This is a genomic window from Patescibacteria group bacterium, assembly GCA_018817715.1.
GTDB lineage: Bacteria > Patescibacteriota > Patescibacteriia > Veblenbacterales > UBA10138 > JAHITT01.
On the sequence record JAHITT010000006.1, the window covers coordinates 161,729 to 178,783 of the forward strand.

Consider the following 17,055-nt stretch of genomic DNA (forward strand, 5'->3'; position numbering starts at 1 on the left):
TTAAAATTTATTTTTTTTATTAGTAAAAGAGGATAAATGCCGGGTAAATTCTACCAGCATATCCTCCAGGTCGTCCATTTTAAAAATAGCCGCTACTTTACGCATTTTTACAAAAATCATCAATTTTTGACCAACTTTTATATCCATAGCCTTCCTAATATCAGCTGGTATAACAATTTGGCCTCTTTGACCGACTGTTACAGTATTAAAAAATTCAAAATTACCAGGCAACAAACTTTTTAAATCACCAACCGCCTTGGACTTAGTTAAATTTTTTATTTTCTTATTAGTATTTTTAATAGATAAATTCTTTGATTTTGTAAATGTTTTCATAAGTTTATAAAAACTGATTATACAGATAAGTATGAAAATTCATACTTATTAATAATAGCATACTTTTATAAATAAGTCAACCTGTTACCTAATAAACATACCGTCTCCAAAAGAAAAAAAACGCATTTTTTTCTTAATAGCTTTTTGATAAATACTTAAAAGTCTTTTACGACCTATTAAAGCTGCCACTAACATCATTAAGCTGGAAGATGGCACATGAAAATTAGTAATTAAACAATCAACAATATGAAATCTATACCCCGGACTAATAAAAAGTTGGGTTGAACCTTGCTTATTCAAACAGTCAGCTTGCTGATTAAAAGCCGATTCCAAAGTCCGTACCACTGTCGTACCTATGGCCACAACCTTATCTCCCCGCTTTTTAGCCACAGCCACAGCTTTAATCGTTTTGGCAGGAACTTGCCAAAATTCATTATGCAACTTATTTTTTCTAACCTGCCCCTCCTTCAAGGAGGCAAAAGTACCTAAATTAACATGCAAAGTAACAAAACAAACTTGATGACCTTGTTTTTTTAAATTATTAAATAAACGTTTGGTAAAATGAAGCGAAGCTGTCGGAGCGGCTATTGAACCAAAATCTTTAGCAAAAACTGTTTGATATAAACGCCGCCTGTCTGATTCTTTAAGCCCGCTAGTTTTTAAATAAGGCGGCAAAGGCGTTAAGCCATAACGCTGTAATAAGCGATAAAATTCTTTGGCCTGACCAGGTGGTTTTAAAAAATAACTACCACCACTTTGCCTAACAACTTCAAAATAAAGTCGCTTAGTTAAACGTAATTTTTGGCCAACCAACAGCCGTCTATCGGACATAACTTCAACCAAACCAACCACCGTATTTAAATAAAGAACATTAACCTTACCACCAGTCGGTTTAAATAATTCTAAACGGGCCGGTAAAACTTTAGTGTCGTTAAAAATCAGCAAAGAATTGGGTGGTAAATACTTACCTAAATTAAAAAAATAATCAAAATTAATTTTGCTTGATTGCTTATCAAATACTAATAAACGAGCGCCGTCTCTAGGACTAACCGGACGCAAAGCCACCAAATTTTTAGGTAATTGGTAATAATAAGATTTAAGAAGTTGCTTAAAAGACTGCTTCACAATTTTCCCGATTTAATCATTTTACGCCAACCGGCCACCACAGCATTAAAAAAATACAAATTATGAAAAGTCAGTAAAGACAAAGCGGTTATTTCCCGAGCCCGTAATAAATGATGTATGTAAGAACGCTGATAGTCACGACAAACAAAACAACCGCATTTAGAATCTAAAGGTTTTTTGTCAGTCTGATAAATTTTTTTAAATAAATCCTTTGGGCCTTGAGTAGTAAAAGCCGTGCCATGCCTAGCATAATGAGTAGGTGTAATACAATCAAAAGTATCTACACCGGCTTTAATAAGTATGGGTATATCAGCCAAATGGCCAATACCTAAAAGATGTCGCGGTTTACTGTCGGGTAATTCTTTGATTACTAAATCTAACGTTTTAGCCATATTAGTTTTATGGCTACCAAATTCACCACCAATACCAAAACCGTCAAAAGGTAACTTGGACATAAACTTGGCGCTAGTGGAACGTAGTTTAGTGTAAGCCCCGCCTTGAACTATGCCATATAATAACTGCTGATTATTTTTGGTTTTTAAACAAACCTTGGCCCAACGATGCGTTCGCGCCATAGCTTCCTTGGTATAATTATAATCCGCCAAAGGCGGTGGACACTCGTCAAAATTAAATACAATATCAGCGCCTAATTGTTTTTGTATTTTCATTGATTCCGTAGGCCCAATAAAAATCTTTCGACCGTCAATGTGCGATCTAAATTCCACCCCTTGTTCGGTAATTTTTAAATTATTCGGTTGCTGACCTGATTTTACAACGGCTTTAGTTTTTTGCTTAACCACCTTATTAATTTTAAGTTCCCGACCAAAACCCAAACTAAAAACCTGAAAACCACCCGAATCAGTCATCACTGGCCCGGCCCAATTCATAAATTTATGCAAACCACCCTGTTTTTTTATAACAGCTTCACCGGGCCGCAAATGCAAATGATAGGTATTAGCAATAAGAATCTGCGTACCCGTATCCACCACTTGTTGACTGTTTAAAGTCTTGATAGTCGCCTGGGTAGCTACTGGTACTAAACTGGGCGTCAGAACTTCACCATGCTCGGTCATAAGTCGGCCTAAACGAGCTCGACTTTTATTGGATTTTTTTAAAATTTTTAAACCCCTCATACTTTAAAAAACTTTTTAATTTTTTTAAACCAAACCGGCTGAATAATCAAACGAGCAGATAAATGCCCACCTCTTTTTAAAGGATAAAAATTGGCACCAATCTGTTTGACAAACTTTTTAACATCCTTAAATCTAACCACCTTATCGTCCTGACTGTGTATAATCATCAACTTTCTACCATCAATTAAAGATACTTGCTTTATAGGATTATAAAAATTACCTCTAATTAATTTATCCCAATTAGATTTTTTTAAACGGTAACCCATACCATAAACTGCTTTAAGAAAATCATATTGTTTTTCCAACGGCTCTTCTTGACTAGGCGCTTGCCAATCTACCACTGGAGAAAAAGCCACACCAGCAGTAACCCGTTTATCTTGACTAGTTAAAATAACCGCCGAACCACCAAAACTACTACCTAATAAAAAAATTTTAGGTTTCTTAATAATATATTTTTGGCCAGTATGTAAATTCTCAATTTTTTTAAACAAACCGTCAATAACATCAATGATATCTAAATGGGGCGACCTAGCTAATAAACTTCCGCCGCTTTCCCAACTACCCCGATACCGAGGATAAAAAACCCAATAACCCTGCTTGGAAAAAAAATCCAACAAATCATTCTTGCCAGGAACTACTGGCAAGCCATCGCACAATATTAGTACTTTATTAGATTGTTTAACTGGTAACAACCATTCAGCCACTATATCTTTCTTAAATCTGGTTCTATAGGTTCTTATTTTTTTCACAATTTTAATTAACCAATTTTGCTTTAAATTCTTCTACCAAAGGTACGGCTGTAGGTTCGGCTTCGTAAATAAGCGCCGTATAGTAAGCTAGCCAATCAGCTAAAATCAAAGAATTAAAAATTTTTTCTAAATCGTTTTGACCTGTTAATTTTATAGTAGTCACCGGCAAATCCCGATCTTCTAATATTTGAGTTAAAACAGAAATTCTTTTTTGTATTTTAAGATTATCCGCTTGGTCAACTAAAATTATAAAAAATAATTTATCTGACAAAGAACGACTAAGATCTGTATAATCATAACCAGTCATTTCGTTATGATTGAGTTCGGGCAATAAATTATAAAAAGCCGGCACCTTGCCTGTTTCATTCAATTTTATTTTCCAATTATACGCCAAAGCATAGTTCTTAGACGAAGCATAAACAACAGGAATATGGCCCTTAAGCTCCTCAGCTAAAATTTCTCCCTGACTTTCCCAAACCGACGGATTAAGAGTACTAGCTAATTGACTAATAGTGCTTAAAATATCTTCCTGATTAGTGGCTTTTAACATAGCTATTAAACTAAAACCCAAAGCTGATCGTGGTTGAATTCCGGTATCGGGCAATTGGATATAAGGTAAGTTTTTTTCTTTAGCTATTTGCAAAAGCTGGCCACCAACACTAATTACCAAACAATTTAATCCTCTATCTAAAGCCTGATTTAAACTGTCCAAAGCCTCCTCGGTGTTTCCAGAATAAGAACTTATAATAACCAAAGTTCCACTTGGTTCAACCGTTATAAATTCCGGCAACCCATAGTCGGAATGAATTATTAAATTAAGTTGCGGCTTAATTCTTTTTAAAACATCCGCTGCTAAATGCGAACCCCCCATACCACAAACCAAATAATTAAAAAATTGTTTTAAATCAATTTGCCCGCCTTGAATTTTTGGTTGAAAAGAAAATTGTTTGGGAAAATCCCGAATAGCTTGTTCCATCATATAATTTTATAAGATTAACTGACTGATTGATCTTTAAAAAATTTATAAAGATGATAAAAATTAGCCGCTATAACCTGAATAGCTGCCGCCGAATTATTATCTTTAACATATTGTTGAAGAGGTTCTTGAAAAACTGTCCGACCAACGGCAAAACCAAACCAGCCAGCCTGAGCAGCCGCTTTTAATTGATTTTCCACCTTTAACAACGGTTGATTTCTACCCAACATTATAATATTAACATTCTGACCGCCCAAACGACGAGCGGTTTGTAAAATATTTTGACAATAATCCAAACGACTGCAACCTTCCAGCTTCCAAATATCCGGTTTAACCCCGGCTTGATATAATTCTGCTAGCATTTTTACAGCCAAAAGTGGCCTAACATCTTCATCATACCTTTCTTTATCGCCTTTAACCTCCCTTAGCTGAAATTCTGTCGGAGGCACTAAAGGCTCCAGCATAAAAATATAACCGTTAGTCTGACAAAAATCCGACAATAATTTAAGTTTCAAAGCTTGGCGCTTATTTAACTCTAAATCATCCGAAGGGTTATATTTTATTAAAGCCTTAACAATAGCTGGTTTTAACTGATTAATTTTTTCTGGCCAAGCGGCACCATAAACAAAACCAAACTCTTTAGTATTATGTTCTTCGACTCCCAAACAAACAGCCACACCGTCGCGCTGAGCAGCCTGTAAAATAGGCTGACCAAACAATTCATCAACTATAATAGCTGAACTGGTTTGGGGAACACCTAATTGCCAAGAACGCAAAAAACCCTGATAAATTAACATCTTTAACTCAGCTATTTTTGGTATATCTTTTTCCTCCACCACAGCCCCCGGAGCAACTACTAATTCCGTAAAGGCTGAGTAATGATCAAAGGGTAGAATGAATAAATTATTGTAAAAACTAGCTTTTTTTAACTGATTCATAGTTTATATTCTATCATATTAATCAGCTTTATTCTATAAATAAAGATAAAACAAAACTATAGCCAAACTGACAAATAAAGCCAAGTAACCCAAAACTTTTACCAACCAACCATTAACATGCCCTTTGGTTAAAACTCGGTCACTAGATAAACGCAAAATAAACCAAATCAAAGGCGGTGTAATCATGGCGTAAGCAAAAGCCGTATAAATTAACATTTTTATCGGGTCAAACTTAAGAACTGCTAAAAATAAACCCAGCAAGACAGCCAGGGCAATAGCTAAATGAAATCCCCTGGCCTGATGAAAGGGTTTAGCCATACCTTCTTGCCAACCAAATGTTTCAGATAAAATATATCCAACACTACCAGCCAAAACTGGAATAGCCAAGAGTCCAGTACCGACAATACCGGTAGCAAAAGCTAAATAAGCCTGCTGGCCCAACAACGGCTCTAAAACCAAAGCCGCCTGGTCAAAAGTTTCTAAGGAATTTAAATTATAACGACTAGCTAAAGTAGCGGCGCTAGCTATAATAAACCACATAATCAAATTAGACAGGCTCATGCCCAAAATCGTATCCTGTCTTAAATTTTTTAATCCCTGTTTGGTAACTGTGAACCTTTTTAAAGAACGTTTAATAATCGATTCTTCCCTTTCTTCCACTTCCTCACTAGCTTGCCAAAAAAATAAATAAGGAGAAATAGTCGTGCCAAAAACAGCCGCGATGAGCATTATTTCGGTAATATTAAAATTTAATTGAGGTCTAATGGTGTGCAGAAATAACTCCGACCAATTTAAATGAATGGATAAGGCCACAGCCACATAAAAAAATAAAGATAAGGTAAGCCACTTTAAAAAATTAGCCAGCTGCCGATAAGAAAACTTTAAAGTAAATATTATAATAACTGCCGAAGTTAAAATTATCCACAATTCCCTTGGCCAACCGACTAATCTTTCCACTACTACGCCAATGGCTAATAAATCAGCACCAATATTAAAAACAATCACAGCCACGGCCACCACAGCCACTACTTTAACTAACCAAGGATTGTATCTCCTCTTTATTAAAGACAAAAGGCCTTGACCAGTTATTAAGCCTAATCGAGCGCACATTTCTTGAACAGCCGACATTAAAGGCAGGGTTAATAAAGCCAACCATAATCCCCGCACACCCATAACAACACCTACTTGAAGATAGGTTAATATACCAGAAGGGTCGTCATCAGAAGCGCCGGTAATAATACCCGGGCCAATTTTATTCCACCACTGGCGCCAAGTTCTGCTTTTATCAGCCATAACCGAATAAATTAAGCTAAGCTAAAAAATCAAAATATAAACCTATTAACAAAGCGACAGCCGAAGTAAAAAAAATAAAAATATAATTCAATTTTTCTTTACTAGACTGTAAGCTATACAAAATATAATGCAAAGTGGATTTTTCTTCATTGCTTAAAGCTGTTACAGCTGAAATCCTATTAGCTAAATCGTAATTCTTTATCAAAGCGACCCGGTGCTGACTTATTTGATAACGATGAATAAAATATAAAATAAAACCAACTGTACCAATGTACCAGGATATTTTTACCCACAGAGCACTATAATTATTCAACACAATAATTATCCGATAAGCCAAAGTGGCCACCAAACCTGACCAAAAATAAAACTCTCTAACCAAACGACTATGGGTTTTTGTTTGCGGTAAATCCATAAAAATTTATTTTAACCCCATCTTAATGGGGCCGGCTGCACAAGCCAACCAAACTTAATAATTAATTATTAAACAATTGTGGATCGCACAACTTATCTTCATTGTTACAATCTAATTGTAACCAATTATAAAAATTTTCCGGCGAACCATCAAAAGCAAAAAATACCTGTTTAACTGTAGGAAATTGTTTAAGAGTATTTTCTAGTTGTCCTAAAAACTGAGCTGAACCGCAACTACTACTAGCGCCAGGAATTATTGTTCTTAAATCCCGTAAATTAACATAAACTCGACCCTTTTTAAAAGACATGCTAATTATTTTATTAGCTGTCTGTTGACTGAACCAAGAGTTGTAGCCTTGCTTTTTTTCCTCAACCGTTGGGCCTAATAACAATTGATTCAAAGCCTGCTCTTCAATTCGAGAATTTTTTTGCACTAAACGTTTAACCGGCTCAACTAACGAACAATCAAAATCTTTTTCTACTGGCTGGCTAAAATAAACATCATAAGATACTGAATGGTCCTCTTTAGAATAATCCACTTTAAAAGTCCTGGCTATTCTAGCAAATAAATCGTCAGCTATATCAGACTGCCAAATAAACACTTTATCCTTGGTCCAAGTCAAAACAAACTCTTTGTCAGACAGGCTATTCTTAAGCCAACCATCCAACGGATAAACTAAAATCGCAAATTTCTTTTGACCAGCCTGATAAAAAACTATATCCACCTTATCAGCCAAGACGCTTTTAACGACCTCGTAATTACCCGCCCAACTAGTGGGCAAATTTAAAACAAAATTATGAGCCAAACTTTTATAAAAAACTGTTAATTCTTCGGCCTGATTAATCTGATTATTCTGAGGTAAGGCCCGCTTCGCTGGCCCCAGCCTAAAATACCAAAACAAAGCCAATAAACAAAAAGTCAACAAAATAAGGCTCTGACCAAATCCACGTCCACAAACGGGCTTAGATTTTATAAAACAAAAAAATTTATTCATCTAATTAAAATATTAACGGCTTACCCTTTATAAATATAGCAAAATTACCCCAGGACGGACAGTAAACCTAGCCTAAGATAAAAATCTTCTGCTATAATAAATCTATTATGTCCAATCTTATACCCAATTTGTCCCAAAGCTCCGAATCAAATCAGCTACTTAACCCACCCAGTGGCACCCTAACCCAACAAATTAACAATCATTTTAAAAACAATAAAAAAAGATATAAAAATACCTTTTACATTGCTATTATTTTGGTTATCTTTGCTAGTGGCGGCTTAGGTGGTTATTGGTATTCACAAAAAAAGGGCCCGCCAACAACCGAACAACTAAATCCCAAAACTGCTTTCCTACTAGAAATCTACGATAAAATTAAACAAAACTATTGGGAAAAAATACCCGACGATCAACTGGCTGGTTTATACAAACTGGGAGCGGAAAAAATTACCAACCGACCACAAAGCATGAATTCATTGGATAAAGAGGGAGTTAAAAATCTAGCTGATAGAATTCTAAGCAATTTAAACGACCAAGAACAAAAAGAATTGGCTGTAAACTTAGGCGACATGGTACTAGCTAATCTTAAACCATTTAACCGTAGCCGACTTTTTACAATTACCAAGGAAAAAGAGCTTAGAGAAACCGTTAGTAACATTGATCGTACAGCCGATCTTTATGAAAATTTAGATTTAGATAAAAACGCTTCCCAACAACAAATAACCGATACTTTCCAAACCAAAGCGGCTGAACTAACTAAAGACACCTCTCCTGAAGGCCAACAAAAACTGGCCCAAGTCAAACGAGCTTATGAGGCTTTAGGCGATAAAGCTAGCCGCCAAATTTATGATTCTACCGGCATAGAACCAACTGTTCTGGGAAAAATATTTGAACCAGATATTTACTACATCCAAATAAAACGTATTTCCCCCACAACTTTTGATGAATTTCAAAAAGTCGCCAACAGCGTTAGTAACAACAAAAACCTAAATAACCTTATTTTGGACTTACGTAGTAATATTGGTGGCGCTATTGATATCCTGCCCTACTTTTTAGGCTTTTTTGTGGGTGAAAATACCTACGCTTATGAATTTTACCACCAAGGCGAACCCCAACCCTTTAAAACCAAAACCGGCTGGCTAAACAGTTTAGTAAAGTATAAAAAAGTAGTTATTTTAACAGATGGCGCTACCCAATCCTCGGCTGAAGTTATTGCCGCTAGTCTTAAAAAATACAATGTCGGTGTTGTTTTGGGCAGTCCGACTAAAGGTTGGGGCACAGTAGAAAACACTTTTCCACTTAATACTATAATCGACCCTAATGAAGCTTATTCTATATTTATGGTACACAGTTTAACCTTGCGCGACGACGGCCAACCCATTGAAGGCAAAGGTGTGGACCCTTTAATAAACCTAAGCGACCCGACTTGGCCCGAACAACTCTATGCCCATTTTAATTACCAGGGTTTAATAGATACTATAAAAAAAATAATTGCCCCAACCAAAACAACTGACTAATTAAGTTACACCTAAAAATACTTAATCCTTACCAACTACAAACTACCGGATTTATAAGTCCGGTAGTTTTTAATTAACCTAAAACTATCAAAACAGTTCCTAAAATCATAACACCAGCGGCCATTAATTTATGAAACAAATTTTTTTCCTGCCAAATTTCACCGCCAACTAAAGTAGAAAACAACGATTCTGTTCTTTTAATGGCTATAACCAAACCAACATAAGCCATAGAGATGGCTTCGGCCTGAAACCAACGATAGCTAATAGTTAAAAAAGACACCAAAACAATCCACCAACCGGCTTGTTTAAAACCTATTTTTAAATCATTAAAACCATCGTGCCAAATAAAAATCATGGCCAATAAATTTATTCCCAAAAATAAATGAATTAAAAAAATATAAGTTAGGGTATCCAACTGATAATAACCCAAAACTACTCTATCAACGATACCGGTAATACCATAAAGCACTAAAGCCAAAAAAATATAATGAATATATTTATTACCTCGAATAATTTTAAAAGGTTCCAACCAACCGGCGGACTTATGACTTTCCAATATATAAAGCCCAAGGATTAAAAAACCTAAACCTAAAGTTTGCCAACGACTAAAAGACTCGCCCAGTATAAGATAAGCTAAAAGCGCCGTAATGGCTGGACCTATAATAAATAAAGGAGAAGAGGCACTAATTTCCATATGCCTAACCCCTTTAGCTACCAACAAAAAAGCTGCGGCGGCCACAAAAGAAATTAATAATAAATATATAAAAACCTTTAAATCAATACCCCGCCAATCAACAAAAAAAATCAAAGGCAGGCACAACAATAAATTAGCCAAACCCAAAGTAGCCGCATAAGACATAGCGTGCTCTTTTCGCAAAACATTTTTTTGGGTGATGGTGGCCAAGCCGCCTAACAAAGCGGCCATAATAGCAAAAAAATACCAAGGCATAATAAAAATATTATATCATACCTACCTTAAGTTTAAACAATTGACAGTTTCTAATCTATCTGTTTAGATAGACTTAAAAACAAACAATAGGAACTTAACAATGAAAAACTATTATAATTTTCGCACAGCTCTGCGCTATGATTTATCTTACCAATCCAAAATAAAAGATAAATCTATCTTCCCGAATTTCTTTTTTTATTTACGAGTTTTTGTCGCTATTCTTCAAGGTGCTTGGCTGGCTAAAAAAAGAAAATTTAATGAAAGTACTTGGGCTGAAACTTCCTTAAAAATGATTGAAGCGGCTGAAGCAGTTGGTGGCCAGTTTTATATAAACGGACTACAAAATATTAGTAAAACTTTTAACCGTCCAGTGGTGTTTATGGCTAACCATATGAGTACTTTAGAAAATTTCTGTTTGCCGGTTATTTTGTTAAGTTTTAAAAATATTACCTTTGTTGTAAAAAAAGAACTTCTAACCTATCCTATTTTCGGCCATATTATGAAGGCTACTAATCCAGTAGCTTTAAATAGACTAAACCCTAGAGAAGATTTACAAACCATGATGGCTGATTGTTCAAAAAAGTTAAAACAAGGCATCTCAATAATAATTTTTCCCCAACATACGCGTCGTGACAAAATAATTCCCAGTCAATTTAATTCTATAGCTGTTAAAATAGCTACCGCTAACAATGTACCCATAATTCCTATTGCTCTTAAAACAGACTTTTGGGCTAATGGAAAAAGGCTAAAAGATTTTGGTAAGATTAATCCTAATAAGAAAATTCATATTGCCTTTGGTCAACCCATCAAAATGTCCACTAATCCTTCAGCGGCTGAACAAAAGATAACCCATAATCAAGCTGTTGATTTTATAGTAGCCTGCCATAAGCAATGGCAATAATAAAATTACCTCGGATTTACTTTTAAACCTTTTACAAAAGTAAATCCGTTTTATTTTATAAAAAAGCTTACAAAAAAACTCCACCTTAAACAGGTAGAGTGTTAAAAATGGTAGTCCCATGGGGATTCGAACCCCAGTTTTCTCCGTGAGAGGGAGACGTCCTGGACCGGACTAGACGATGGGACCAAAATAACCTATAACCAAAGTTTGATAGCTAAATAACAGTAAATTAGAAAATAACCCAAGTCAAGCCAAAACAAAGCTAATACTTTAAATTATTTTAAAACTATAAAATAAACGTTACTATTTATAAACTGTTTATCTATTAACTATTAAGCCAAGGTCCATATTGCCTAACTAATAATTCCCCGGCTTTTAGGGGTTCGGCCATTAATTCTTTGGTTATTTTTTCGCAGCGCACACCCTGAGAACCCTTTATTAAAACCACATCCCCTTGATTTAATCTATCTTGAATAAACAAACCAGCTTCTTGAACATTAGCAAAATGCCAAATTCTATCTTGATCCATTCCCTTAGCCAAAGCGCCGTGGCCAATGACTCTTGATTCATTGCCGACTGTTAACAAAAAATCTATGGCCAAGTTAGCAACTGTTTGCCCAACTTCTGAATGTAATTTCTCACTTTGTGAACCCAACTCCAGCATATCACCCAAAACTGCCCAACGCCGTCCGCCTACCTTAGGTAAAGGCAATCTGACTAAAGCTTGCAAAGCCGCGGCGGCGGCCCGAGGTGAAGAATTGTAAGTATCATCCAATAAAATTGTTTCTTTAATACCGGGCAATAAACGCAACCGACCCGCTGGCAAGGTTAACTTCTCTAAACCTTCCAATATTTGTAAATTAGTAAAACCCAAGGCTTGACCAACAGCCGCCGCCGCCAAAGCAGTCAAAATCACCGGACTACCCACCGTACCCAAAACAGTAATCGGTAAATTATTACCTTGTAAAGCTAATTTAAAACTCATACCCAAAGACGGTTTCATGGTTACAGCCGCTGACTCCGTATAAATATCAAAACCAGCGGCTTGACCATAAGTTAAAACCCGCGACTTTAAAACAGTTTTTAAAGACAATACTTTTTCATCCTCACCATTTATAATGGCCGTACCATCAAGCGGTAAAGCTTTTAACAATTTACTTTTTTCTTCCAAAATCTTTGCCAAACTACCCATAAACTCCAAATGACTGGCTGACACAGCTGTTAACACCGCCACCTGGGGCCGAACAATTGTTAAAAGATAATCCATATCCCCGGGATGATCCACGCCATACTCCAACACTAAAAATTCCGGATAATAAAGATCCTTTTTAATTAACCGGCCAAGCGACTTGGTAAAAATAACCAACCACAAACCTAAATTTCGATAAGCCGAATCCTTAGCCAATAAAACAGTTAAAGGCAAGCCTATTTCATTATTTAAATTTTTTTGGCTGTGCCAAACAGTGCGACCACTCGTTGATATTAAATCGGCCACTGCCTGTTTAACGCTGGTCTTACCAACCGAACCGGTTATACCAATAATCACCGGACGATAACGGTATAAAGTCAGTTTGGCTAAAATCTTTAAAATAAATCTTAATATCTTTTTCATAAATTTATCTCTCTGGTGGCACCTGATAATACTCTAACAGAAACTTAGCCAGCTCTCCAAACAACGGAGCGGCCGAACTTTCAGCAAACACCACATCTTTCGGTTCGCTAATTTTAACCGCCATAACAAATCTAGGATTATCTATTGGTGCAAAACCAACAAAACTACCAATGGTTTTTTTAGGATCATAGCCTTGGCCACCGGGCAGTGGCACTTGGGCTGTACCGGTTTTACCAGCCACATAATAACCGGGCACACCAGCCCTTTTACCATGCCCTTTTTCCACCACATTAACCAACATAGCCGAAACCATTGCAGCTGACTGCGGAGAAATTACCTGACGAACTGAATGAGTTTTAGTTTGTTCTATTTTACCATTAGCATACCGTATTTCTTCGGTTATATAAGGTTTCATTAAACGCCCACCATTAGCCAATGCCCCATAAGCGGTTACTAATTGCAAAGGTGTGGCTGTTATACCTTGTCCAAAAGAAGCTGTAACTGGATAAATGTCATTGGGATCTTTAAGAGAATTTATATTACCCGGTTTTTCATGAGGTAATTCCACTCCGGTATTTTGGCCAAAGCCAAATCTTTTAACATAATCGGCAAATACTTGTCGACCAGTTTGACGCATAGCAAATATTACTCCCGTATTCAAAGATTTTTCTAAAACATTAGTCATTGTTTGAACCCCATTGGCTTTTAAATCCGAATTTCTTATAACATGACCAGACACAGCCACCTCTCCAGTATCCACATAAGTCGTGGTTGGTTTAACCTTACCGGCATCTAAAGCCGCTGCCATGGTAAATGGTTTAAAAATCGATCCCGGCTCGTAAGCTTCCGAAACTATCGGGTTACTAAATAAAGCTGAATTGGTTGTTTTGGCATAATTATTAGAATCAAACGACGGCATATTACAAGCGGCCTTAATAGCGCCAGTTTTAGGATCAATAATCACCACACTGCCGGAAGCCGCCCCGTGTTTCTTAACCGCCTCTTGTAAAGAATTACAAGCCTTATATTGAATATTCTTGTCTAAAGTTAAAACCAAATCCGCCCCGTCTTGAGCCGGTACTAATTGCCGCTGGCCAATAGAAATTATTCCACCGGCCGCATTCCTTTCCGATTTAAGCTCTCCCTGCAAACCGGCTAAATCTTTTTCCCACTGTTGTTCAATACCATACTGACCTTCTTTACGTTCACCAACATAACCAACAAACCCCAAGATCTGCGACAAAATCCCTCCATCGGGATAAAACCTAACCACTTCAGGTACTATATGAATCCCCTCAATTGCCAAATCAGCCACCTCTTGAGCTTGCTTGTCATCGACAGCATGTTTTAAGGGTTCGTAAGGATCATCTGGCTTAGCCAACATAGCTTTTAATTTCTCCGTATCATCACCCCAAAAAACTTTTAGTTTTTCCACGGCTTCATTAACATTTTTTATTTCTCTAGGTACAGCAAAAATAAAATTCATTGGTTTATTTACAGCCGCTGGAAACACCCGATTTACTGCTAAAGAATCTTTAACGTATATTTCTCCTCTTTCGGGAATTAATTCAGAAAAGATATCATGCTGTCCTGAAGCCAAAGCGCTATACCAACCATAACTTACAATTTGCAACTGAAACAAACGCCAAACTATCACAATCAAAAACCCAAAAAATACCAGTCTAATAAAGGCCAGCCGATAAGCTGTCGCGTTATCTTTGCTAGACTCTGGCATTTTAAATTATTTAATAGCTACACCGATATCTGGTGGCAAGGTGGCTAAATATTCAATCTTTTCCACATTAACGTAATCAGCTTGAGCCAAACCTTCTTTAATAGCACTTAAAGACTGTAATTCTGTACCTTTAATTTCCAATTTTTTATAAGACTCCTTAATAGTACTCAATTTATATTCTAAACCCTTAATTTCATAACCCTTAGTGGCCACCGAATTAGTTAAGACTAAATAGACTAAACCGGAGAACACCAAAGTTACAGCCAAAAATAAACCAAACCACCGCTGAGGTTCTGGCCGTCGGCTGTTTTGGTTAAAAAAATTTTTATGGCTATGTGGTAACATTTTATTTTTTATTATTTTAATATCTAGATAACTTGAGCGATTCTTAATTTAGCGCTACGGGCTCGAGAATTTATTTTTATTTCCTGAGCCGTTGCCTCTAAGGGCTTAACTGTAATTATTTTTAAACGCGCTTGGTGCTGGCAGCGGCAAACCGGATAAGCTGGCGGACATAAACAATTTTTAGCTTCTGTTTTAAAAAAATCTTTTACTATTCTATCCTCGCCAGAATGAAAACTAATTATAGCCAACCGACCACCCAACGATACTAATTGTAAAATTTTGGGCAAAACCTGTTTCAACTGATCCAACTCGTTATTAACAACTATCCTTAAGGCCTGCCAAACTAAAGCGGCTGGTTGAAGCGAGTGGCGTCCACCTCCCTTAATTTTATTTACGGCCGATAATAAATCCTCGGTCGTACGAAAGGGGGCCAAACGTCTCTGCTCCACAATAATCCGGGCTAAAGTTTTAGACTTAGGCAATTGTCCATAAACTTCAAAAATTTTCCATAATTCAACAAAGGTTAAATTGTTAAGTAAGTCAGCTGCTGTTTGCCCTTGGCTAACATCAAAACGTAAATCTAGTGGTCCATCATTTTTAAAAGAAAATCCTCTAGTGGTATCAGATAATTGAGCCGATGATAAGCCCAAGTCGAGTAGCACTCCAGCCAAGTTGTTAAAGCCGTTAGATAAAGCATAATCAGTTACATTAATATAAGAATCCTGAATAAAAGTTACTCGGCCGTTAAACTGTTTTAAATTTACAACCGCGGCGGCTAAAGCGACTTTATCCCTATCCATAGCCAGCAAACGACCCTTAGGGCCAGTTGAAGCTAATAAGGCAGCCGCGTGACCTCCACCCCCCACCGTGCCATCAATAAAATTTTGTCCCGGCTGGGGGTTCAGGCCATTTATTACTTCTTGTAAAAGAACCGGCTCGTGCTGATAAGTCATGGCATCTAGAGCCAATTATTAAACACCTAGTTCACCCAAAGCTTCGGCAATAGCCGTAGAAGACTTTTCGGTTGTTTTTTTATAAATTGCCCAACGTGACTTATCCCATAATTCCAATCTATCGTATAAACCAGCTACTACTATTTCTTTTTTTAAACCGGCATAAGATCTTAAATAATCAGGCAACAAAACCCGACCCTGACTATCTACTTCCACATCCATGGCACCAGCCAGCATTAACCTGGCAAAAGCTCTAGTATTAGCCTGACTAATCGGTAAATTAGCTAATTTTTTAGCCAAAACATTCCAAGCTGATTTAGTATAAACAAATAAACAGTTGTCCAACCCTCTGGTAACAACTGCTCCACTCTTTAATTCAAGTCTAAATTTAACCGGTACGGCTAACCGCCCTTTGTCGTCCAACGCGTGTTGATATTCGCCAATAAACATAAATTTGCGATTAAGCCCTTAAAAAACTAAAAAATAAACAAAAAGTCAATTCTCTAGGCCAGTTATCAACTTATCCCCACATTTATCCACCTTTCTACCTTCTTATCCCATTTTACACCACCTATTTCCAACTGTCAACACCATAAACTAAGCTAAATGTAAATATCGGATAGCTTAAAAAACCAAAAACGTTACGGAAATTATTCCTGTAACGTTTTTATAGCTAAACTAAAAAAACAAAATTAAACAACTTATACCTACCTACCCCACTCCCGGACCTGAATAACGAGGTTGAATAAAAGAACCTATTTCAGCCTTTTTTATTCTTTGGATAATAGCCAAAAAAACTTTGTCTTGGCCTGACCAAGTTATTACTGGCACAGTCCAAGCCCAAGCCAAAGCATTAAGTAAAACACAAGATTGACGAACTTGAGAAAAAGTACCTCCCTCATTTACACCAGCTAAACCTATTATTTTATTAGTCGCTTGCTGGTCAGATAAAAAATCAACCAATTTATTTAAAAAAACTTCACGACAACTACCCTCTTTTATTAAACGACGACTAATTAACTTACCCTGACCATCCACCAGAAGCAACAATAAATCCCTGGTTGTAACAGCGTCCACTAATAAATACATAATT

At 36.5% G+C, this 17,055-nt stretch carries 18 protein-coding genes and 1 tRNA gene; 2 read left to right on the forward strand and 17 right to left on the reverse strand.

All coding sequences use genetic code 11. The annotated features are described in order from the left end of the window. The 9 genes from KKC17_03880 to KKC17_03920 all read right to left on the reverse strand — a co-directional run bounded on the left by KKC17_03880 (position 1) and on the right by KKC17_03920 (position 7,953). Positions 1-333: an AbrB/MazE/SpoVT family DNA-binding domain-containing protein gene (locus KKC17_03880; protein MBU1039330.1), complete on the reverse strand. Its 333-nt coding sequence runs from the start codon at positions 331-333 to the stop codon at positions 1-3. A gap of 84 nt (positions 334-417) precedes the next feature. Continuing rightward, positions 418-1,458 carry a tRNA preQ1(34) S-adenosylmethionine ribosyltransferase-isomerase QueA gene (queA, locus tag KKC17_03885; GenBank protein MBU1039331.1) on the reverse strand — a complete coding sequence of 347 codons (1,041 nt, stop codon included), beginning with the start codon at positions 1,456-1,458 and terminating at the stop codon, positions 418-420. Further along, complete coding sequence (tgt, locus tag KKC17_03890) at positions 1,455-2,591, reverse strand: tRNA guanosine(34) transglycosylase Tgt (protein ID MBU1039332.1); 1,137 nt, start codon at positions 2,589-2,591, stop codon at positions 1,455-1,457. The genes queA and tgt overlap by 4 nt, the downstream gene beginning before the upstream one ends. Further along, positions 2,588-3,340, reverse strand: a complete 753-nt coding sequence (locus KKC17_03895) for a prolyl oligopeptidase family serine peptidase (GenBank protein ID MBU1039333.1) — start codon at positions 3,338-3,340, stop codon at positions 2,588-2,590. Before KKC17_03895 ends, tgt begins: the two co-directional genes overlap by 4 nt. Positions 3,341-3,344: 4 nt before the next feature. Beyond that, complete coding sequence (locus KKC17_03900; protein ID MBU1039334.1) at positions 3,345-4,319, reverse strand: hypothetical protein; 975 nt, start codon at positions 4,317-4,319, stop codon at positions 3,345-3,347. Between the two features lie 14 nt (positions 4,320-4,333). Beyond that, complete coding sequence (locus KKC17_03905; protein ID MBU1039335.1) at positions 4,334-5,254, reverse strand: DUF2090 domain-containing protein; 921 nt, start codon at positions 5,252-5,254, stop codon at positions 4,334-4,336. A gap of 33 nt (positions 5,255-5,287) precedes the next feature. Then, on the reverse strand, positions 5,288-6,547 hold the full coding sequence (locus KKC17_03910; GenBank protein MBU1039336.1) for a divalent metal cation transporter: 1,260 nt from the start codon (positions 6,545-6,547) through the stop codon (positions 5,288-5,290). 16 nt (positions 6,548-6,563) lie between these two features. Beyond that, on the reverse strand, positions 6,564-6,959 hold the full coding sequence (locus tag KKC17_03915) for a hypothetical protein (protein MBU1039337.1): 396 nt from the start codon (positions 6,957-6,959) through the stop codon (positions 6,564-6,566). A 61-nt stretch (positions 6,960-7,020) separates the two neighbouring features. Further along, positions 7,021-7,953, reverse strand: coding sequence for a GerMN domain-containing protein (locus KKC17_03920; protein ID MBU1039338.1), 933 nt, complete (start codon positions 7,951-7,953; stop codon positions 7,021-7,023). A gap of 107 nt (positions 7,954-8,060) precedes the next feature. Here KKC17_03920 and KKC17_03925 point away from each other — a divergent pair, with 107 nt between their 5' ends. Further along, positions 8,061-9,467, forward strand: a complete 1,407-nt coding sequence (locus KKC17_03925) for a DnaJ domain-containing protein (GenBank protein MBU1039339.1) — start codon at positions 8,061-8,063, stop codon at positions 9,465-9,467. A 73-nt stretch (positions 9,468-9,540) separates the two neighbouring features. Here KKC17_03925 and KKC17_03930 read toward each other — a convergent pair whose 3' ends face one another. Continuing rightward, entirely contained in the window at positions 9,541-10,416 is an 876-nt protein-coding gene (locus tag KKC17_03930; GenBank protein ID MBU1039340.1) for an EamA family transporter, read from the reverse strand. A 100-nt stretch (positions 10,417-10,516) separates the two neighbouring features. On the opposite strand from KKC17_03930, the gene KKC17_03935 reads away from it, so the two are divergent. Then, positions 10,517-11,317, forward strand: coding sequence for a 1-acyl-sn-glycerol-3-phosphate acyltransferase (locus tag KKC17_03935; GenBank protein MBU1039341.1), 801 nt, complete (start codon positions 10,517-10,519; stop codon positions 11,315-11,317). A gap of 108 nt (positions 11,318-11,425) precedes the next feature. On the opposite strand, the gene KKC17_03940 is transcribed toward KKC17_03935, so the two are convergent. The 7 genes from KKC17_03940 to KKC17_03970 form a co-directional block, all read right to left on the reverse strand. Next, a tRNA-Glu gene (locus KKC17_03940) sits at positions 11,426-11,503 on the reverse strand. Between the two features lie 139 nt (positions 11,504-11,642). Then, on the reverse strand, positions 11,643-12,929 hold the full coding sequence (locus KKC17_03945) for a UDP-N-acetylmuramoyl-tripeptide--D-alanyl-D-alanine ligase (GenBank protein MBU1039342.1): 1,287 nt from the start codon (positions 12,927-12,929) through the stop codon (positions 11,643-11,645). A gap of 4 nt (positions 12,930-12,933) precedes the next feature. After that, on the reverse strand, positions 12,934-14,664 hold the full coding sequence (locus KKC17_03950) for a penicillin-binding protein 2 (GenBank protein ID MBU1039343.1): 1,731 nt from the start codon (positions 14,662-14,664) through the stop codon (positions 12,934-12,936). 6 nt (positions 14,665-14,670) lie between these two features. After that, complete coding sequence (locus KKC17_03955; protein MBU1039344.1) at positions 14,671-15,009, reverse strand: hypothetical protein; 339 nt, start codon at positions 15,007-15,009, stop codon at positions 14,671-14,673. Between the two features lie 23 nt (positions 15,010-15,032). Beyond that, on the reverse strand, positions 15,033-15,962 hold the full coding sequence (gene rsmH / locus KKC17_03960; GenBank protein MBU1039345.1) for a 16S rRNA (cytosine(1402)-N(4))-methyltransferase RsmH: 930 nt from the start codon (positions 15,960-15,962) through the stop codon (positions 15,033-15,035). Between the two features lie 18 nt (positions 15,963-15,980). Next, positions 15,981-16,412: a division/cell wall cluster transcriptional repressor MraZ gene (gene mraZ, locus KKC17_03965; GenBank protein ID MBU1039346.1), complete on the reverse strand. Its 432-nt coding sequence runs from the start codon at positions 16,410-16,412 to the stop codon at positions 15,981-15,983. A 261-nt stretch (positions 16,413-16,673) separates the two neighbouring features. After that, positions 16,674-17,051 (reverse strand): hypothetical protein, encoded by a 378-nt coding sequence (locus tag KKC17_03970; protein ID MBU1039347.1) that lies wholly within the window; start codon positions 17,049-17,051, stop codon positions 16,674-16,676. Positions 17,052-17,055: the final 4 nt, after the last annotated feature.